This window comes from Streptomyces lichenis, assembly GCF_023218175.1.
In the GTDB taxonomy this organism is placed as follows: Bacteria; Actinomycetota; Actinomycetes; order Streptomycetales; family Streptomycetaceae; genus Streptomyces; species Streptomyces lichenis.
The window spans coordinates 1-19,013 of record NZ_JALPTH010000034.1 but is presented as its reverse complement, the minus strand read 5'-3'; the positions used below and the strand labels follow the sequence as shown (position 1 = coordinate 19,013).

The window sequence follows — 19,013 nt, the reverse complement described above, 5'->3', positions numbered from 1 at the left end:
GTCTACCGCCCCTCCCGTCCTGCGCCGCCGAGGGCTACCAGGCGCTTGGCCTCCTCGATCGCGGACGCGAACCCTGCGTCCGGATCCTGCCACAGCCGCTCGGTGGCCAGCGCGTGGGCGCGGACCTCGGGGTCGGGATCGCTCGCCGCGCCGCTCAGGGGCGACAGCATCGCTTCGCCGAGGGCGGTCAGGGCCCGGCTGAGGCTCAGTCGCGTCTCGTGGCCGCCGCGGCCGAGCTGGGTGGTGAATGATGTGGCCAGGCGGTGCTTCTCGTCCTCGGGTACGAGGACGACTGCGGCTCGCCAGGCGGACCGGGCCACCTCGTCGTCGGGGTCGGCGAGCAGGTCCGGGGTGATCGCCGGCCAGGCTCGGGGGTCGCCGATCTTGGAGAGGGTGTGCAGGGCCTGGCTCCGGGCCTGGGTGCGCTCCGAGCGGACCTCGGCGAGGAGCGGCGGGAGGGTCAGCGCCGCCGGGTGGCGGGTGAGCGCCCAGGTCAGCATCTCGCGTACGGAGAAGTCCGGTTCGATCGCGCACCGCTCGATCAGCGCCCCCACCGCCTCCGGGGCCGGGGCGGTGCCGACGGCGAGCGCGGCCCGCAGCCGTACCGATGTGTCCCCGTGGGCCAGCCCTCGTAGGGCGCGCGCCGTCTGGTCGTCCTTGTCCACCATGGTCATGTGACCACCTCCTTGACGGCAGTGAAGGCCTTGTCACCGTGTCAAGGTCAAGTGGCGGCGGACAGGCCTACGCGGCCACCAGGACGCCCGCGCCGGCGCGGGCCTCGTCGTAGCGGGTGAGGAGCAGCCGGGCCACCTCGGGGGCCGGGCCGAGGACGTCGGCGAGGATGTCGGCGTCCGCCGCGCCGGCCGCTATCCGGTCAGGGAGGCGCCCCGGGGCCAGGACGTAGGGGGCGACGGCCACCCGGGAGACCCCGGTCTCGCGCAGCGCGCGTACCGCGTCCTCGGTGCGGGGAGGGGATGCGGAGGCGAACGCGGGCCGCACAGCGCACCAACCGGTACGCCGCAGCTCCCGCGCCACATCTGCGATCACCGCGATCGCCTCCGGGTCACTGGAGCCCGCCGAGGCCAGCACGACCCCGGTCGAGCGCTTGTCGGCGGGGGTCAGCCCCGCCTCGTACAGCCGCCGCTCCAGCGCGGAGAGGAGGAGCGGGGAGGGGCCGAGCACCGGCGCCTGGCGGATGCGCAGGGAGGGCGGGGCCTGGCACAGTACGGCCGGGACGTCGGACTTGGCGTGGAAGGCGCGGGTGAGGAGCAGCGGGAGCGCCACCACGCCCCGTACCCCCTCGGCGGCCAGCCGCTCCAGCACGGCGCCCACCGAGGGGACGTTGAAGTCCAGGAACGCCGTCTCGGTGCGCAGGCCGGGGCGCAGCGCGGCGGCTCGGTCCACCAGGGCGCGGACCGTCGCGGCGTGCCGCGGGTCGCGGCTGCCGTGCGCGATGACCAGCAGGACGGGGGAAGGGGACAGGAGGTGCATGGGGACCACTCAGCTCTTGACCAACAGGCCGCGGGAGCGCAGTACGGCGCGCTCCAGCGGGCTGAAGATCAGCAGGTCGATGGCGACACCGACCACCAGGATCAGGATGATGGCCAGGAAGATGCCCGGCATGTCGATGTTGTTGCGGCCGTTCTCCAGCAGCTGGCCCAGCCCCAGGCCCAGGTCGGGCGAGGAGGCGATGATCTCCGCCGCCATCAGCGACCGCCAGGAGAACGCCCAGCCCTGCTTCAGCCCGGCCAGATAGCCGGGGAGGGCGGCGGGCATGATCACGAACCGGGCGCCGCGCAGGCCGGTGGCGCCGAGGGTGCGGCCGGCGCGGAGGAACAGCGGGGGCACCTGGTCGATGCCCGCGACCAGCCCGTTGGCGATCGACGGCACCGCGCCCAGCAGGATCACCGCGAACATCATCGAGTCGTTGAGGCCCAGCCAGAGCACCGCCGGGGGCACCCAGGCCACCGAGGGCAGGGACTGGAGCCCGGAGAGGATCGGGCCGATCGCGGCCCGCACCACCCGCACCCGGGCCACCAGCAGCCCCAGCGGGGTGCCGATCGCCAGCGCCATCAGGAAGCCCAGCAGGGCCCGGGACACACTGGTCCACAGGACCTCCAGCAGGGTCCCCTCCAGCCACATCTTCCGCAGGCTGTCCCAGACCGCGGCCGGCGGCGGCAGCTTGTACGCGTCGGTGACCTGCGCGGACACCAGCAGCTGCCACACCGCCAGGACCAGCGCCACCGCCACCACCGGCGGCAGCACCTTGCGCAGCAGCACCTCGCGCACCGGGGTACGGGTGACCTGCACCGCGTCCAGCGCGTCCAGGCCCGCCTCCAGACCGGCCAGGTCGTCGCCCTTGGCCGGACGGGGCGTCTTGGCCGTCTTGGTGACGGCCTTCGTCTCAGTGCCGGCCATGGCGGCGGATCTCCCCACGCAGTTCTTCGGTGATCTCGACGGACAGCTCGGCCACGTCCGCGTCCTCGATACGGCGCGGCTGCTCGATGTCCACGGTCCACTCCCGGGCGATCCGCCCGGGCCGGGAGGAGAGCAGCACCACCCGCTGGGCCAGCCGTACCGCCTCGCGGACGTTGTGGGTCACGAACAGCACCGAGACGCTGGTCTCCCGCCAGATGCGGGTCAGCTCGTCGTGCAGCACGTCGCGGGTGATGGCGTCCAGTGCCGCGAACGGCTCGTCCATCAGCAGCAGTTCGCTGTCCTGGGCCAGTGCCCGGGCCAGCGCCACGCGCTGCCGCATACCGCCGGACAGCTCGTGCACCCGCTTGCCGTACGCGCCGCCGAGGCGCACCAGCTCCAGCAGCCGCTCGGCCTCCGGGCGGCGGGCGGAGCGCTCCACTCCGCGCAGCCGCAGCGCCAGTTCGATGTTCCTGCCGGCCGTCAGCCAGGGGAACAGCGCGTGCTCCTGGAACATCAGCGCCGGCCGGCCGCCGGGGGTGTCGATCGCCCCGGCGCTGGGCTTGTCCAGCCCGGCGACCAGGTTGAGCAGGGTGGACTTGCCGCAGCCCGACGCCCCCAGGAGGGTGACGAACTCGCCCGGGGCGACATCCAGTGAGATGTCGTCCAGCACGAGCTGCCGTCCCGCCGGGGTGGCGAAGGACTTGGACACATGCCGGAGCCGGGCGGCGTGCGACGCGGTGTCCGCGGCACGGTCCTCGGCCTTGGTGAGCGTGGTGGCCATGGTCGTCACCTCCTGAGAGAGTCCTGGGAACGCGGGGTGCTGTTACTCGGCGCCGAGACCGGCGTCGTCGACCTCGGGCTTGCCCTCGGCCTTGAGGATCTTGTTCAGCGGCTTCAGGTCGTAGATGCCCTTGAGCTCCGGCTTCTCCAGCAGCCCGGCGTTCACCGCGTGGTCCGCCTGCGCCTGCAGGGTGGCCGCCAGCGGGTCGTCGGTGAATTGGATGGACGGCCAGGCGCCGTCGATGACCTCGGCGCCGAGCGGCTTGCCGGACAGCTCCTTCAGCTTGGCGTTCGCGGACGCCTTGGCCTTGTCCTGGTTGGCGTTGATCCAGGCGTTGGTCTTCACCGAACCGCGCAGCACCGCCTCGACCACGTCCGGGTGCTCCGTGAGGAACTTCTGCGACACGATGATGTTGGTGATGACGAACTTCTTGTCCGGCCAGATGTCGGACTCGTTCAGCAGTTCCTTGGCGCCCTCGCTGACCAGCTTGGAGGCGGTCGGCTCGGGCACCCAGGCGCCGTCGATGGAGCCGGACTTGTACGCGTCGGGGGTCACCTTGTTGTCGGTGCGGACCACCGAGACGTCACCCTTGCCGCTCTGCGCGTCCACCTTCCAGCCCTGCTCGGAGGCCCAGTGCAGGAACGCCACGTCCTGGGTGTTGCCGAGCTGCGGGGTCGCGATCCGCTTGCCCTTGACGTCCTTCAGGGACTTGATCTTGTCCGGGTTGACCACCAGCTTGACGCCGCCGGACGCCGAGCCGGAGATGATGCGGAGGTTCTTGCCGCCGGACTTGGTGTAGCCGTTGATGGACGGCGAGGGGCCGATGAAGCCGATGTCGATGGAGCCGGCGTTGAGCGCCTCGATCTCCGAGGGCCCGGCGTTGAACGGGACCGTCTTCAGCTGGGTGCCGCCCAGCTCCTTCTGGAAGATGCCCTCCTGGTCGCCGACCAGCGCGGTGGCGTGCGTCAGGTTGGGGAAGTGGCCCAGCCGCACCGTGTCGGCGGAGAGCTTCTCGCCCTTCGCGGACACCTTCTTGGTGTCGTCGGAGGACTCGGAGCCGTAGCCGCAGGACGCGAGCGCCCCGATCAGCATGGGCAGGGCGGCAGCGGCGGCGGCGCCGCGGCGCAGGGTGGTGGTGCGGACGGAAGCAGGCACGGGAGGTCTTCTCTCTCGTTGGCCCGGGGCTCACGTACTCCGATGGTCCGGAAGGGTGGTGGCCGGGTGGTCGGTGGGTCTTCGTCGTGGGGGAGGCACGGCTGCGTGGGGGGCGTGGGCGCGCGAGCGGTGCGCGTACGTCATCGCGCACATCGCGCCACCCCGCCCTGCCCGCTGCCGAGTCGGCCGCTGCCCACCCGGCCGCCCTCCTTGGCGAAGGTGGCGTAGATGTCGGTCATGGAGTTCCGTTCCAGTGAGGGAGACGAGTCGTCAGGGGTGTCAGAAGTCCCAGCCGTCGTCGTCCTCGGGGGCCTCGGCCGGTTCATCGGCGGGGGCCGCGGCGAAGGCGTCGCCGGCCATGCCCGCGGAGAGCGTGGTGCCGTCGGCCGGGTCGATGAGCAGGAACGATCCGGTACGGCGGGAGTCGGCGTAGGCGTCGAGCGGCAGCGGCTCGGCGGTGCGCACCACCACCCGGCCGATGTCGTTGGCGGCCAGGGTGCCCGGCGAGGGGTGCTGGGAGAGGTCGTCCAGGGTCAGCCGGGACGGGATCTCCTTGACGACGGCCTTGACGGTACGGGTGGTGTGCTTGAGCAGCACCCGCCGGCCGACGGTGAGGGGCTGGTCGGCCACATGGCAGACGGTCGCCACCACGTCCTGGGTGGTGGCCGGGGCCGCCGCGGTCGGGGCGATCAGATCGCCGCGCGAGATGTCGATGTCGTCCGCCAGGCGGAGGGTGACCGACTGGGGCGCCCAGGCGATGTCCACCGGCTCGCCCAGCGCGTCGATCCCCTCGATCACCGAGGTCTTCCCGGAAGGCAGGACGGTGACCGGCTCGCCGACGCGCAGCGCGCCGGAGGCGATCTGGCCGGCGTAGCCGCGGTAGTCGGGGTGCTCGGCGCTCTGCGGGCGGATCACGTACTGGACCGGGAAGCGGGCCGGGCAGCCGGTGAGGTCATGGCTGACCGGGACGGTCTCCAGGTGCTCCAGGACGGTGGGGCCGCCGTACCAGTCCATATGGGCCGAGGGCTCCACCACGTTGTCGCCGGCCAGCGCCGAGATCGGGATGGCGGTGACCTCCGGGACGCCCAGCGCGGTGGCATACGCGGTGAACTCCTCAGCGATCGCGGCGAAGACGGGCTCGGCGTAGTCGGCCAGGTCCATCTTGTTGACCGCGAGGACGACATGCGGGACGCGCAGCAGGGCGGCGATGGCGGCGTGCCGCCGGGTCTGCTCCACCACCCCGTTGCGGGCGTCGACCAGCACGACGGCCAGCTCGGCGGTGGAGGCGCCGGTCACCATGTTGCGGGTGTACTGCACATGGCCGGGGGTGTCGGCGAGGATGAACCGCCGCCGGGGCGTGGCGAAGTAGCGGTACGCCACATCGATGGTGATGCCCTGCTCGCGCTCGGCGCGCAGCCCGTCGGTGAGCAGCGCCAGGTCGGGCGCCTCCTGGCCGCGGCCCAGGGAGACCCGCTCGACCGCCTCCAGCTGGTCGGTGAGGACCGACTTGGAGTCGTGCAGCAGACGGCCGACCAGGGTGGACTTGCCGTCGTCCACGGAACCGGCGGTGGCGAAGCGCAGCAGGGTGGTGGCCGATATCCCGGCCGGCCCGGCGGAGGCGTCGGTGGGGGTGCTGGTCATGGCTAGAAGTACCCTTCGCGCTTGCGGTCTTCCATCGCGGCCTCGGAGAGCTTGTCGTCGGCGCGGGTGGCGCCCCGCTCGGTGAGCCGGGAGGCGGCGATCTCGGCGATCACCGCGTCGAGCGTGGTGGCGTCGGAGTCGACGGCCCCGGTGCAGGACATGTCGCCGACCGTGCGGTAGCGGATCAGCCGGGTCTGCACCGGCTCGCTCTCCTTGGGGCCGCCCCACTCGCCGGCGGTCAGCCACATCCCGCCGCGGGCGAACACCTCCCGCTCATGGGCGAAGTAGATCTCCGGCAGCTCGATGCCCTCGCGCTGGATGTACTGCCAGACGTCCAGCTCGGTCCAGTTGGAGAGCGGGAAGACCCGGACGTGCTCGCCGGGGGCGTGCCGCCCGTTGTAGAGGTTCCACAGCTCGGGGCGCTGACGGCGCGGGTCCCACTGGGAGAACTCGTCGCGCAGCGAGAAGACGCGCTCCTTGGCGCGGGCCTTCTCCTCGTCGCGGCGGCCGCCGCCGAAGACCGCGTCGAAGCGGTGGGTGCGGATGGCCTCGGTCAGCGGCACGGTCTGCAGCGGGTTGCGGGTGCCGTCGGGCCGCTCCCGCAGCTCCCCGCGGTCGATGTACTCCTGCACGGAGGCCACATGGAGGCGCAGCCCGTGCCGGGCCACCGCGCGGTCGCGGTAGTCGATGACCTCGGGGAAGTTGTGCCCGGTGTCCACGTGCAGCAGGGCGAAGGGCACCGGCGCGGGCGCGAAGGCCTTCAGCGCCAGGTGCAGCATCACGATGGAGTCCTTGCCGCCGGAGAACAGGATCACCGGCCGCTCGAACTCGCCCGCCACCTCGCGGAAGATGTGCACCGCCTCGGACTCCAGGGCGTCCAGGTGCGACAGCGCGAACGGGCTGTCGGCCCCGCCGGTTCCACCCCGGGTGGTGGTCTCGGTGGTCATGCCAGTCCCCTCTCGCTCAGCAGCGCGTACACGGCCTCGGCCGACTCGGCGACGGTCTGGTGCTGCGACTCGATCCGCAGGTCGGGCCGCTCCGGCTCCTCGTAGGGGTCGTCCACCCCGGTCAGCCCGGAGATCTCACCCGCGGCCTGCTTGGCGTACAGCCCCTTGACGTCCCGTACCGAGCAGACCTCCACCGGGGTGGCGATGTGCACCTCCAGATACGGGGTGCCCTCCGCGCCGTGGCGCTTGCGGACCGCCTCGCGGCTGTCGGCGTACGGGGCGATCACCGGCACCAGTACGTGCACCCCGTGCGAGGCCAGCAGCTCGGCCACGAAGCCGATCCGCTGGACGTTGGTGTGCCGGTCCTCGCGGGAGAAGCCGAGACCCGCCGAAAGGAACTCCCGGACCTCGTCGCCGTCCAGCACCTCCACCCGGCGCCCCTCGGCGCGCAGCCGGGCGGCCAGCTCATGGGCGATGGTGGTCTTGCCGGCGCTCGGCAGACCCGTGAGCCAGACGGTGGCTCCGGTCACGTCGTACTCCTGGATGGCTTGAGTGGTCTGATGTGGTGGGCTGGTCCGGGGGCGCGGACGCGGGGTCAGAGGTGCAGTCCGCACTCGGTCTTGGTCCGGCCCGCCCAGCGGCCGGCCCGGGCGTCCTCGCCCTCCAGGACCCGGCGGGTGCAGGGGGCGCAGCCCACCGAGGCGTAGCCGTCCATCAGCAGCGGGTTGGTCAGCACCCCGTGCTCACTGACGTAGGCGTCCACATCGGCCTGCGTCCAGCGGGCGATCGGGGCCACCTTCACCTTGCGGCGGCGGGGGTCCCAGCCGACCACCGGGGTGTTCGCCCGGGTCGGGGACTCGTCGCGGCGCAGCCCGGTCGCCCAGGCGTCGTAGCCGGAAAGGCCCCGCTCCAGCGGCTCGACCTTCCGCAGCGCGCAGCACAGGTCGGGGTTCCGCTCGTGCAGCCGCGGGCCGTGCTCGGCGTCCTGCTCGGCGACGCTCCGCCGCGGGGTCAGCGTGATGACGTTGACGTCCATGACGGCGTCCACCGCGTCCCGGGTGCCGATGGTCTCCTCGAAGTGGTAGCCGGTGTCCAGGAAGACCACGTCCACGCCGGGCATCGCCCGGGAGGCGAGGTGGGAGACGACCGCGTCCTCCATGGAGGAGGTCACACAGAACCGCGGGCCGAAGGTCTCGGCCGCCCAGGTGAGGACCTCCAGCGCCGACGCCTCCTCCAGCTCCCGGCCCGCCCGCTCGGCGAGCCGGGACAGCTCCTCTTCGGTGCGCACCGCGGTCATGCCCCCTCCTCGCCTGGATGTGCCTGGGCCTGGTCATCGGATGCGTCCGACCGCCCGTTCCCGCCGCGGGCCAGCCCCCGGGTCAGCAGTCCCAGGAACTTCAGCCGGAAGGCCCGGTTGCAGGACGCGCACTCCCAGGCGCCGTGCCCCTCCTCGCTGGGCCGCAGATCCTCGTCGCCGCAGTACGGGCAGTAGAACGGCGCCGCGCGCTCACTCATCGCCCGGCCCTCCGGCCGCTCGTAAGGCGGGTCATGACAGCGCCTCCTCGGAGGCCCGGGCCGCCCAGACGGCGAACCGCTCGCCGTCCTCGCGCTGCTCCTGGAAGCGGCGCAGCACCCGCTCGACGTAGTCCGGCAGCTCGGCTGCGGTGACCTTCAGCCCGCGGACCTTGCGGCCGAAGCCGGCCTCCAGGCCGAGCGCGCCGCCCAGATGCACCTGGTAGCCCTCCACCTGGTTGCCCTGCTCGTCCATGACCAGCTGGCCCTTGAGACCGATGTCCGCCACCTGGATACGGGCGCAGGCGTTGGGGCAGCCGTTGATGTTGATGGTGATCGGCTCGTCGAACTCCGGGATGCGGCGCTCCAGTTCGTCGATGAGCGAGGCGCCGCGGGCCTTGGTCTCCACGATGGCCAGCTTGCAGAACTCGATCCCGGTGCAGGCCATGGTGCCGCGCCGGAACGAGGAGGGCCGGACGGTGAGGTCCAGCGACTCCAGCGCCGAGGCCAGCGACTCGACTTGGTCCTGCTCGACGTCCAGCACGATCATCTTCTGCTCGACGGTGGTGCGCAGCCGGCCCGAGCCGTGCGCCTCGGCCACCTCGGCGATCTTGGTGAGCGTGGCACCGTCGACACGGCCGACCCGGGGGGCGAAGCCCACGTAGTAGCGGCCGTCCCGTTGCCGGTGCACCCCGACGTGGTCGCGCCAGCGCCGCACGGGCTGCTCGGGCGCCGGGCCGTCGAGCAGCGGGCGCTTGAGGTACTCGTCCTCCAGCACGGTGCGGAACCTCTCCGCGCCCCAGTCGGCGACCAGGAACTTCAGCCGGGCGCGGTTGCGCAGCCGGCGGTAGCCGTAGTCGCGGAAGATCGAGATGACGCCCTCGTAGACGTCCGGCACCTCCTCCAGCGGCACCCAGGCACCCAGCCGCACCCCGATCCTGGGGTTGGTGGACAGCCCGCCGCCGACCCAGAGGTCGAAGCCGGGGCCGTGCTCGGGGTGCTCGACCCCGACGAAGGCGATGTCGTTGATCTCGTGCGCCACATCGAGCAGCGGGGAGCCGGAGATCGCCGACTTGAACTTGCGGGGCAGGTTGGAGAAGTCCGGGTTGCCCACGATCCGGCGGTAGATCTCGTCGATGGCGGGGGTGCCGTCGATGATCTCGTCCTCGGCGATCCCGGCGACCGGGGAGCCGAGCACCACCCGCGGGGTGTCGCCGCAGGCCTCGGTGGTCGACAGGCCAACCTCCTCCAGGCGGCGCCAGATCTCCGGCATGTCCTCGATCCGGATCCAGTGGTACTGGATGTTCTGCCGGTCGGTGATGTCGGCGGTGCCGCGCGCGAACTCCTGGGAGATCTCACCGATCACCCTCAGCTGGGCGGTGGTCAGCCGGCCGCCGTCGATGCGCACCCGGAGCATGAAGAACTCGTCGTCCAGCTCCTCCGGCTCCAGGATCGCGGTCTTGCCGCCGTCGATCCCGGGCTTGCGCTGGGTGTACAGCCCCCACCAGCGCATCCGGCCGCGCAGGTCGTTGGGGTCGATGGAGGAGAAACCGGCCTTGGAATAGATCGTCTCAATACGTGTCCGCACATTGAGACCGTCGTCGTCCTTCTTGAACTGCTCGTTGCCGTTGAGGGGCGTGAAGTGGCCAACGGCCCACTGGCCTTCGCCGCGGTGGCGTCCGGCCTTGCGGCGGGCCGTGGCGGAAGCGGGCTTCTCTGGGGTGGCGGCCATGGCGATACGTCCTTCGGGACTGCAGGAGGGCGGCTCTGACCTGCACACGCGCACGCGGGACGGCGTGAGGGCGCGGCGGTGCGCGGGGGGTGCAGAAGGATTGCGGAACGCGGAGGTGCTGGGGAGCTCAGCTCACCGGACAGATGGCGCTGGACATGCGGCCGAGGTCGACATGGCGTCGACTCGTCAAGGCGGTTCCAGCGGTAGGCATGACGGAAGCGTGGCACGGGACTTTGGACCCAGTCCACCATTGTCCACGATCTGGACATCATCGTCTCATCATGGGGACGGTGTGGTCTGGGTCACGGACTGGGGGGCTCGGCGGCGCGCCCGCCCGCGCGTCGGTGAAGGCGAAGGGGGGAAGAGGTCAGCCGGCCGGCCAGAGGGCGGGGTCGGGGCGCTCGGACTCCTGCTCCACCGTGGTGTCGAAGAGCCGGAAGCCCCGCCGCCGGTAGTTGGCCATGGCGTGTTCGCCGTCCAGCGAGCAGGTGTGCAGCCACACCCGCTTCACCGGGGCCCGGCCCGGCCAGCGCTCCGCCAGGTCCCAGGCCCGCGCGGTGCCGTACGACAGCAGATACCCACCGATCCGCCGGCCCCGGAACTGCGGCAGCAGCCCGAAGTAGACGATCTCCACCGCGCCGTCGTCCTGCGCGGCCAGCTCCACGTACCCGGCCGGGGTGCCGTGCTCGTACGCCACCCAGGTCTCGGTCCCCGGACGCTCCACCAGCTCCCGCCACCGCTCCCGGCTCAACGGCAGCCGGTCGGTCCATTGCAGGTCCCCGCCGACCGCCGCGTACAGATACCGGCTGAACTCGGGCGAGGGCACCTCGGCCCGGACGACGGTGACGCCCTCGGGCGGTCCGGCCGCCGGGCGCAGGTCGTCGGGGGAGGTCTGCTCCAGGGACCAGGTGGTGACGGTGAGGCTCATACCGACAAGCGAACCACGCCGCTCAGCGCGTGAGACGCGCGGGGGACGGTGACGGCCCGCGGGCGGGGGACGGGACCGGGGCCGGGGCGGACGGTGCATGGGCGGGGGACGGGGTCGGCGCACCCGGGGCCGGGGAGGGGGCCGCGGCGGCCGGTTGCGGTGCTCGACCCCGGGGCGGGACCACCGTCACCTCCACCTCCGCGCGGAAGCGGTACGGGCGGTGGTCCAGCAGCCCGCCCAGGGTGCGCCGGACCCGGGACATCTCCGCCCGCACCGTGACCGTACGGGACGGGTCGCCGAACACATCGCCGGCCAGCTCCGCCGCCGTCCGCCCGCCCGGGTGCCGCGCCAGCACATGCAGCAGCTCCGCGTGGCGCGGGCTCAGCTCCTGCGCCCAGCCCCCGGCCGCCCCGGACACCTCCACCCGCGCCCGGCCCGGACCGCCGAGGTCCAGCACCACCCGGGTCGCCGCCGCCGTCCGCTCGTCCTCCTCCACCACCCGTACCAGCCAGCCGCCCGGCAGCGGCTCCACCTCGCACAGCCCCAGCGGCGCCAGCCGCACCCGGCCCGCGCCGAACGAGGGCGGCAGCGCCAGCCGGTCCACCGGCGCCAGACCGGTCAGCCCCGCCGTCCACCCGTGCCCGTCCACCGCCAGCGCCCGGCCGCCCACCCGGCACAGCACCGGAGCCGCCACCGCCCGCAGCCGGGCCAGCGCCCCGAAGTGCCGGTTGCGCAGTTCCGCCTCGGCCAGCCGGGCCACCGAGCCGACCAGCATCAGCGTCGCCGGATGGAGGGTGGCCAGCGGGCCGCTGACGTCCACCGCCCCCAGCAGCCGCCCGTCCCGGGGGTCGGTCACCGGGGCGCCCGCGCAGGTCCAGGCATGGTGGGTGGAGACGAAGTGCTCCGCCGAGTGCACCTGCACCGGCCGCCCGGTCACCAGCGCGGTGCCCACCCCGTTCGTCCCGACGGTGTCCTCCGCCCAGTCCGCCCCCGGCGCGAAGCCGTGCCCGTCCGCCATCCGCAGCACCGCCGGATGCCCCTCCCGCCACAGCACCCGGCCCTCGGCGTCCGCCACCACCATGATGTGCCGCAGCCCGGTCCCGCCGGCCGCCCCCAGCTCCTGGCGCAGCAGCGGCAGCAGCCCCCGCAGCGGGGAGGCGGTCCGGCGCCGCTCCAGCTCCTGGGCCGTCAGCAGCCCCGTCCGGTGGTCCCGGTCCGGGTCCAGCCCGGTGCGCAGCAGCCGCCGCCAGGAGTCGCGGATCTCCGCACGCGGCGCCAACGGGGCGGCCCGCCCGCCCAGTTCGGCGTCGCGCACCCCCTTCAGCAGCAGCGCCGCCTCCCGCGCGTCCATCGCGGCGAGTGACGACATGTCGACGACGGCCCGCCCGGCCTTGCTCACGGTCCCCTCCCGGCTGCCGTGTCCGCCCGCGTCGGCGCGGTGGAGCACACCGGCCATTCTCCTCCCCGTCAGGGTGCCCGCCCACCACCCGCGCGCCACCCGCGCGCCACCCCTGCAACCCCTTGCAACCCTCGCGCCCGGGCCCGCCCGCGTACCAGAGTGGAGACGTGCCGGCTCGCCGGTACGGCGGCGGGTTGGTGCCGTGTCGGCGCAGCACCACCCCGCCCGTCCGCCGGGGCGCGGGCCGCTACTGGACACCGGCCCGCGCCCCGCCCCGCGTCCGCTGTCCTCTCAGGCGGGCAGCTCCGGGCGGGCGCGCTCCACCACCGCCGCCAGGTCCAGGGTGTGCGGCAGGGTGCCGAAGGCCGCGCCCCAGTCACCGCCCAGCCGCGAGCCGCAGAACGCGTCCGCCACCGCGGACGGCGCGTACCGCACCAGCAGCGAACCCTGGAGCACCAGCGCCATCCGCTCCACCAGCCGCCGCGCCCGGCCCTCCGCGCCCTCCAGGTCGGCCAGTTCGGTGAGCAGGTCCTTGACCGCCCCGTCCAGCCGGTGGTCCGCGCCGCGCGCCGCGCCCACCTCCCGGAGGTAGGCGTCCATCGCGGCCGGCTCCCGGCCCAGCGCCCGCAGCACATCCAGCGCCTGGACATTGCCCGAGCCCTCCCAGATGGAGTTCAGCGGCGCCTCGCGCAGCAGCCGGGGCATCCCCGACTCCTCCACATAGCCGTTGCCGCCCAGGCATTCCAGCGCCTCCGCGGCCACCGGGACGGCCCGCTTGGTCACCCAGTACTTCGCCGCCGGCACCGCCAGCCGCAGCAGCGCCCGCTCCCCGTCCGTATCCGCGTCGTACGCCGCCGCGAGGCGCAGCGCCAGCACGGTCGCCGCCTCCGACTCCAGCGCCAGATCGGCCAGGACGTTGCGCATCAGCGGCTTGCCGATCAGCGGGCCGCCGAAGGCCGAGCGGTACGCGGCGTGGTGCACCGCCTGCGCCACCGCCTGCCGCATCAGCGCCGCCGAGCCCAGCACGCAGTCCAGCCGGGTCGCCGCCACCATCTCGATGATGGTCCGCACCCCGCGCCCCTCCTCACCCACCCGGCGCGCCCAGGTCCCGTCGAACTCCACCTCGCCGGAGGCGTTCGAGCGGTTGCCCAGCTTGTCCTTGAGCCGCTGGATGCGGAAGGTGTTCCGGGTCCCGTCGTCCAGCACCCGGGGCACCAGGAAGCAGCTCAGCCCGCCCGGCGCCCGCGCCAGCACCAGGAAGGCGTCCGACATCGGCGCCGAGCAGAACCACTTGTGCCCGGTCAGCGCGTACTCCCCGTCGGCGGCGAGCGGGACGGCCTCGGTGGTGTTGGCCCGGACGTCGCTGCCGCCCTGCTTCTCCGTCATCCCCATCCCGAACAGCACCCCGGTCTTCGCGGCCGGGGCGGCAAGCTCCTCGCCCTGGTACACCTGCGAGGTCAGCTTCGGCTCCCAGAAGGCCGCCAGCTCCGGATCCGCGCGCAGCGCCGGAACGGCCGCGTGGGTCATCGACAGCGGACAGCCGTGCCCCGGCTCGGCCTGCGTCCACACCAGGAAACCGGCCGCCCGCCGCACATGGCCGCCGGGCCGGCCCCAGGCGTCGGTCAGCCCGTTGGTCACCGCGTGGCCCAGCAGCCGGTGCCAGGCCGGATGGAAGTCGACCTCGTCGATCCGGTTGCCGTAGCGGTCGTGTGTCCGGAGCACCGGCGGGTACGCGTTGGCCTGCGCGCCCCACTCCTGCGCCTGCGCCGAACCGGCGCTGGTCCCCAGGGTGGACAGCTCACCGAGCGCCTCGTCCAGCAGCCCCGGATCGAGGTGGCGCTCCACCGCCTCGGCGAGCACGCGGTCGGAGCGGAAGACGTCGTACCCCACCAGGGGCGGGGCCTGGTTGGTCACTGTGTGGGTGGTGGTCGCCATGCGGATACGGTAAGGAGGTGCAGGCAGCGAACGAAACACCCCCGGGGGCGGGCAAGCCCACGGGCAGGCTCCACCGGGCCCGGGCCCTCTACCGCAACGTCTCGAAACGGACCCTTGCCTGGCTTCTCCTCAAGGACACCGTCAACTCGTGCGTCGAGTACCGCATTCTGGGGCTCGCGGCCGAGGCCGCGTTCTTCACCCTGCTCTCGCTGCCGCCGCTGATGCTCGGGCTGCTCGGGCTGCTCGGCTATGTGGACGACTGGACCAACACCACCACCGTCGCCTCCATCGAGGAGAACATCCTCCGGGCGGTCGGCACCGTGCTCTCCGACCGGGGCGTCAACGACATCGCCCGCCCGCTGCTTGAGGACGTCACCCAGGGCGGCCGGCCCGATGTCATCTCCATCGGCTTCGCCATCGCCCTGTGGTCCGGCTCCCGGGCGGTCAACGTCTTCATCGACACCATCACGGTGATGTACGGGCTGGACGGGCACCGCGGCATCGTCGCCACCCGGCTGCTCGCCTTCCTGCTCTACATCGTCGCCATGGTGATCGGCGCGGTGGTGCTGCCGCTGGCGGTGGTCGGCCCCGACCAGCTGGTGGAGTGGGTGCCGTACGGTCAGGAGGTGGTCAGCGTCCTGTACTGGCCGGTGGTCATCCTGCTGTCGGTCGCCTTCCTCACCACGCTCTACCACGTGTCCGTGCCGGTGCGCTCACCGTGGATCGAGGACGTCCCCGGCGCGCTGGTGGCGCTCGCCATGTGGGTGCTGGGCAGCGCCGGGCTGCGGATCTACCTCACCAGCCAGGTCGAGGGCCCCACCATCTACGGCTCCCTCGCCGCGCCCATCGCCGTCCTGCTCTGGATAGGGATCTCCGCCTTCGCCGTGCTGGTCGGCGCCGCGGTCAACGCGGCCATCGACCGGGTCTGGCCGGCCGCCACCACCGCCGCCGCCCGCGCCGAGACCGAGCGGCTCCGCGCCGCCGAGGCCGCCATAGAGCTGGTCGCCCGGGCCAAGGCCGCGGCCGAGACCCTGGACGAGGACGACCCCGACATGCCCTCCGAGTTCCCCGAACGCTGGTCCCGCTTCCTGCCCCCCGAGGACGTCCGCGCCCGGCTGCACTACCAGCGCGAACGCGAACGCGAGGCCGACGAGGAGGGCGGCCCCCGCCGCGGCGAACACGGCGACACGCCGTAGCGGTACGGGGGCATCCGCCTGCTTCCGGCGACGGGCCGTGTGCGGCGGCCGGGGCCGTACCCGGCCGCCGCGGCCCGGCGCGGGCGGCGCGGGCGTACGCGGTGGCGACAGGCGGCGGCCGGGCCCGTACCGCTGCCACGGGGCGGCCCCGGCGTACGCCGTAGCCTGGATCGCGTGGTGTACGAGGAGCGTCCCGCTCGTCTGGACGGCGCCGTCGTCTGGGCGCACACCCCGGCCGGTCCGTCCGGTGGCGCGGTGCTGCCCGACGGCTGCATGGACCTGCTGTTCCACGACGGACGGCTGCTGGTGGCCGGCCCCGACACCGGCCCCCACGCCGCCGGGGAGGCCGATGGCGGCGCCTGGACCGGCGTCCGCTTCGCCCCGGGCGACGCACCGGCCCTGCTCGGCGTCCCCGCGCACACCCTGCGCGACCAGCGGGTGGAGCTGGCCGCCCTCTGGCCCGGCGGCCGGGTCCGGCGGCTCGCCGAGCGGATCGCCGACGCCCCCGACCCGTCCACCGCCCTGGAGGCGCTGGCCCTGGGGCTCGCCGCGGACGCGCCCCGCCCCGACCCGCTGACCCGCGCCGTCGCCCGGGCCCTCGCCCAGGGCCGTACCGTCGCGGACACCGCCGCCACCGCCGGGCTCGGCGCCCGCCGGCTGCACCGCCGCTGCCTGGACGCCTTCGGCTACGGCCCCAAGACCCTCGCCCGGGTGCTCCGGCTGCAACGCGCCCTCGCCCTGGTCCGCGCCGGCACCCCCTACGCCGAGGCCGCCCTCACCGCCGGCTGCGCCGACCAGGCCCATCTGGCCCGCGAGGTCCGTGCCCTGGCCGGGACGACCCTCACCGCGTACACGGCGACCGCGACCGGAGGGTGACGGTCCGCCCGTGTGGGGCGGGGAAGCGAGCGGGCCGTACGACCCGGCTTCCGTCTCCCGTCGCGTACGCCCTCCGGCTCCCGCCCCCGTCCCGTCCCTGCCCGTACGCCCGTTCAGCTTCCCGGTTCCCCGGCGGCGGGGTCGCGGTCGGCGAAGAGGGACACGCCCATCCCGTCCGGGTCGAGCACCACCGCGTAGCGCTGGCCCCAGACGGCGTCCCAGGGGGCGAGGTGGCCGCCGCTGCCGGCGGCCAGCAGCTCCTCGTACACCGCGTCCACCGCCGCCGGTGTCGCGCAGCGGAAGGCGAGGCCGATCCGGTCGCCGCCCCGGGGGCGCTGCCGGCCCGGGTCGAAGGAGCCGATCACCTCCTCGGTGTCCCACAGCACCCGTATCCCGCCGGGCAGCACCACCTCGACATGCGGCGCCTCCTCCGCCCCGGCCGGGATGTCCAGCCCCAGCCGACGGTAGAAGGCCAGGGAGGCCGCCATGTCGGAGGTGACGATCCCGACGGCGTCGAGCACCGGTGCGGTCGTACGAGGATTTCCGGTCATCGCTGAACTGGTCATGGCCCCACCGTAGGAGCCGCCCCGGGCACGGGTCTTGAACGAATCGGACGCGGGCGGCCCCGGCCCCGCCGGCGGGCATGGGCGGGCGGCCCCGCGCGGACCACGGTGTAATGGGAGGACGACCACCCCCACCGCCCGGGGGCCGTGCGCCCCGTCTGCCCGGGCCGTACGCGGAGGGCCGACCATGGCGACGCGCCGCACCCCACCGCCCGCGCCCCGGCCCACCCCCGCACGCCCCGCCGTACCAGGGGGTGGCTGAGGTGCACGACACCACCGCCCTGCTGGTGGAACTCGGCGCGGTCATCCTCACCCTCGGCCTCATCGGCCGGCTCGCCGGCCGGGTCGGGCTCTCCCCGATCCCGCTCTACCTGCTCGCCGGACTGGCCTTCGGACAGGGCGGGCTGATGCCGCTCTACGCCAGTGAGGGCTTCGTCGCCGCCGGGGCCGAGATCGGCGTGATCCTGCTGCTGCTCATGCTCGGCCTGGAGTACAGCGCCTCCGACCTGGTCACCAGTCTGCGCACCCAGTACCCCTCCGGCCTGGTCGACCTGGTCCTCAACGCCACCCCCGGCGCCGTCGCCGCGCTGCTGCTGGGCTGGGGGCCGGTCGGCGCGGTCGCCCTGGCCGGCGTCACCTGGATCTCGTCCTCCGGCGTGATCGCCAAGGTCCTCACCGACCTCGGGCGCCTCGGCAACCGGGAGACGCCCGTCATCCTCGGCGTGCTGGTCATCGAGGACCTCTCGATGGCCCTCTATCTGCCGCTGCTCACCGCGCTGCTCGCCGGGGTCGGGCTGGCCGGCGGCGGGGTGGCGCTCGCCATCGCCCTCGGCACGGTCGGCGCCGTGCTGTACGCGGCACTCCGCCACAGCCGCCTCATCAGCCGGGCCGTCTCCTCCGACGACCCGGAGATGCTGCTGCTCGTGGTGGTCGGTCTGACCGTGCTGGTCGCCGGGATCGCCCAGCGGCTCCAGGTGTCGGCCGCGGTCGGCGCGTTCCTCGTCGGCATCGCGCTCTCCGGGGAGGTCGCCGAAGGGGTGCGGCGGCTGCTCAGCCCGCTCCGGGACCTGTTCGCCGCGGTGTTCTTCGTCTTCTTCGGGCTGTCCACCGACCCGGCGGCCATCCCGCCGGTGCTGCTGCCCGCGCTGCTGCTGGCCGCTGTCACCACCGCCACCAAGATCGCCACCGGCTGGTACGCGGCACGGCGGGCGGGCATCGGACGGCGCGGCCGGCTGCGCGCGGGCGGGGCTCTGGTCGCCCGGGGCGAGTTCTCCGTGGTCATCGCCGGTCTGGCCGCCGCCACCGAACCCCGGATCGGCCCGCTGGCCACCGCCTATGTCCTGCTGCTCGTCCTCCTCGGCCCGCTGACCGCCCGCTGGGCCGGCAGTGGGACGGCACGCCACGGCCGGTGGCGCGGCCGGTTGCGTGGCGGCTTCGGCGGCGGGGTGCGTGGCCGCCGGTTCCGGGTCCGCGGGCGGGGACACACCGAGGGCCCCGACCGAAACGGTCGAGGCCCTCGATACGACCCGTGGTTCAGCCGCGGACGATGTTCTCCGCCTGCGGGCCCTTCTGCCCCTGGGTGATGTCGAACGTGACGGTCTCACCCTCCTGCAGCTCGCGGTATCCGTTGCCGGAGATGTTGCTGTAGTGGGCGAAGACGTCCGGGCCGCCGCCCGCCTGCTCGATGAATCCGAAGCCCTTCTCCGCGTTGAACCACTTGACGGTGCCGCTGGCCATGCGATGTTCCTTCGCTAGCGCCGAGTACACGGACTCGGCGGAATGAGACAGTGAGCGCTCCGACAAGGTCGGAGGCTGGTCATCACGCTACCCTGCCGCCCGCCTTCGACACGCTGCCGGGACGCATCCGGTGCTGTGAGGTCGCCGTGGGACCCGGCCGGCGGAGGGTTCCCGGCACGAAAAACCGCGGCGG

General features: G+C 73.6%; 20 protein-coding genes. 3 read left to right on the top strand and 17 right to left on the bottom strand.

Annotation, left to right across the window (positions count from 1 at the left end; translation table 11 throughout):
- Window positions 1-2 precede the first annotated feature (2 nt).
- The 15 genes from M1O15_RS27310 to M1O15_RS27245 form a co-directional block, all read right to left on the bottom strand.
- Complete coding sequence (locus M1O15_RS27310) at window positions 3-674, bottom strand: HEAT repeat domain-containing protein (RefSeq protein ID WP_248636862.1); 672 nt, start codon at window positions 672-674, stop codon at window positions 3-5.
- 67 nt (window positions 675-741) lie between these two features.
- Window positions 742-1,491 (bottom strand): sirohydrochlorin chelatase, encoded by a 750-nt coding sequence (locus tag M1O15_RS27305; protein ID WP_248636861.1) that lies wholly within the window; start codon window positions 1,489-1,491, stop codon window positions 742-744.
- A gap of 9 nt (window positions 1,492-1,500) precedes the next feature.
- On the bottom strand, window positions 1,501-2,418 hold the full coding sequence (locus M1O15_RS27300) for an ABC transporter permease (RefSeq protein ID WP_248636860.1): 918 nt from the start codon (window positions 2,416-2,418) through the stop codon (window positions 1,501-1,503).
- Window positions 2,405-3,199, bottom strand: a complete 795-nt coding sequence (locus M1O15_RS27295) for an ABC transporter ATP-binding protein (protein ID WP_248636859.1) — start codon at window positions 3,197-3,199, stop codon at window positions 2,405-2,407. Before M1O15_RS27295 ends, M1O15_RS27300 begins: the two co-directional genes overlap by 14 nt.
- Before the next feature lie 42 nt (window positions 3,200-3,241).
- Window positions 3,242-4,354: an ABC transporter substrate-binding protein gene (locus M1O15_RS27290; RefSeq protein WP_248636858.1), complete on the bottom strand. Its 1,113-nt coding sequence runs from the start codon at window positions 4,352-4,354 to the stop codon at window positions 3,242-3,244.
- A gap of 279 nt (window positions 4,355-4,633) precedes the next feature.
- Window positions 4,634-5,995 (bottom strand): sulfate adenylyltransferase subunit 1, encoded by a 1,362-nt coding sequence (locus M1O15_RS27285; RefSeq protein ID WP_248636857.1) that lies wholly within the window; start codon window positions 5,993-5,995, stop codon window positions 4,634-4,636.
- A gap of 2 nt (window positions 5,996-5,997) precedes the next feature.
- Window positions 5,998-6,942: a sulfate adenylyltransferase subunit CysD gene (cysD, locus tag M1O15_RS27280; RefSeq protein WP_248636856.1), complete on the bottom strand. Its 945-nt coding sequence runs from the start codon at window positions 6,940-6,942 to the stop codon at window positions 5,998-6,000.
- Window positions 6,939-7,472, bottom strand: a complete 534-nt coding sequence (gene cysC, locus M1O15_RS27275) for an adenylyl-sulfate kinase (protein WP_308282410.1) — start codon at window positions 7,470-7,472, stop codon at window positions 6,939-6,941. The genes cysD and cysC overlap by 4 nt, the downstream gene beginning before the upstream one ends.
- Before the next feature lie 65 nt (window positions 7,473-7,537).
- Window positions 7,538-8,239: a phosphoadenylyl-sulfate reductase gene (locus tag M1O15_RS27270; RefSeq protein WP_248636855.1), complete on the bottom strand. Its 702-nt coding sequence runs from the start codon at window positions 8,237-8,239 to the stop codon at window positions 7,538-7,540.
- Window positions 8,236-8,457, bottom strand: a complete 222-nt coding sequence (locus M1O15_RS27265) for a hypothetical protein (RefSeq protein WP_248636854.1) — start codon at window positions 8,455-8,457, stop codon at window positions 8,236-8,238. The genes M1O15_RS27270 and M1O15_RS27265 overlap by 4 nt, the downstream gene beginning before the upstream one ends.
- 31 nt (window positions 8,458-8,488) lie before the next feature.
- Window positions 8,489-10,186: a nitrite/sulfite reductase gene (locus tag M1O15_RS27260; RefSeq protein WP_248636853.1), complete on the bottom strand. Its 1,698-nt coding sequence runs from the start codon at window positions 10,184-10,186 to the stop codon at window positions 8,489-8,491.
- Window positions 10,187-10,313: 127 nt separating this feature from the next.
- A complete protein-coding gene (locus M1O15_RS31935; RefSeq protein WP_361274330.1) occupies window positions 10,314-10,397 on the bottom strand; it encodes a putative leader peptide in 84 nt (27 codons plus the stop codon).
- A 156-nt stretch (window positions 10,398-10,553) separates the two neighbouring features.
- On the bottom strand, window positions 10,554-11,114 hold the full coding sequence (locus M1O15_RS27255; RefSeq protein ID WP_248636852.1) for a GNAT family N-acetyltransferase: 561 nt from the start codon (window positions 11,112-11,114) through the stop codon (window positions 10,554-10,556).
- A gap of 22 nt (window positions 11,115-11,136) precedes the next feature.
- Window positions 11,137-12,483 (bottom strand): GAF domain-containing protein, encoded by a 1,347-nt coding sequence (locus M1O15_RS27250; protein ID WP_248636907.1) that lies wholly within the window; start codon window positions 12,481-12,483, stop codon window positions 11,137-11,139.
- A 321-nt stretch (window positions 12,484-12,804) separates the two neighbouring features.
- Window positions 12,805-14,448, bottom strand: coding sequence for an acyl-CoA dehydrogenase family protein (locus M1O15_RS27245; protein ID WP_248636851.1), 1,644 nt, complete (start codon window positions 14,446-14,448; stop codon window positions 12,805-12,807).
- Between the two features lie 17 nt (window positions 14,449-14,465).
- Here M1O15_RS27245 and M1O15_RS27240 point away from each other — a divergent pair, with 17 nt between their 5' ends.
- Window positions 14,466-15,644, top strand: a complete 1,179-nt coding sequence (locus M1O15_RS27240; RefSeq protein ID WP_248636850.1) for a YihY/virulence factor BrkB family protein — start codon at window positions 14,466-14,468, stop codon at window positions 15,642-15,644.
- Window positions 15,645-15,821: 177 nt separating this feature from the next.
- Window positions 15,822-16,520, top strand: a complete 699-nt coding sequence (locus tag M1O15_RS27235) for a helix-turn-helix domain-containing protein (RefSeq protein ID WP_248636906.1) — start codon at window positions 15,822-15,824, stop codon at window positions 16,518-16,520.
- A gap of 113 nt (window positions 16,521-16,633) precedes the next feature.
- Here M1O15_RS27235 and M1O15_RS27230 read toward each other — a convergent pair whose 3' ends face one another.
- Entirely contained in the window at window positions 16,634-17,086 is a 453-nt protein-coding gene (locus M1O15_RS27230) for a VOC family protein (RefSeq protein ID WP_248636849.1), read from the bottom strand.
- Between the two features lie 260 nt (window positions 17,087-17,346).
- On the opposite strand from M1O15_RS27230, the gene M1O15_RS27225 reads away from it, so the two are divergent.
- Complete coding sequence (locus tag M1O15_RS27225; protein WP_248636848.1) at window positions 17,347-18,666, top strand: cation:proton antiporter; 1,320 nt, start codon at window positions 17,347-17,349, stop codon at window positions 18,664-18,666.
- Here the strand turns inward: M1O15_RS27225 and M1O15_RS27220 are convergent.
- Window positions 18,617-18,820 (bottom strand): cold-shock protein, encoded by a 204-nt coding sequence (locus tag M1O15_RS27220; protein ID WP_248636847.1) that lies wholly within the window; start codon window positions 18,818-18,820, stop codon window positions 18,617-18,619. The two genes, M1O15_RS27225 and M1O15_RS27220, sit on opposite strands and share 50 nt — an antisense overlap.
- Between the last annotated feature and the right edge of the window lie 193 nt (window positions 18,821-19,013).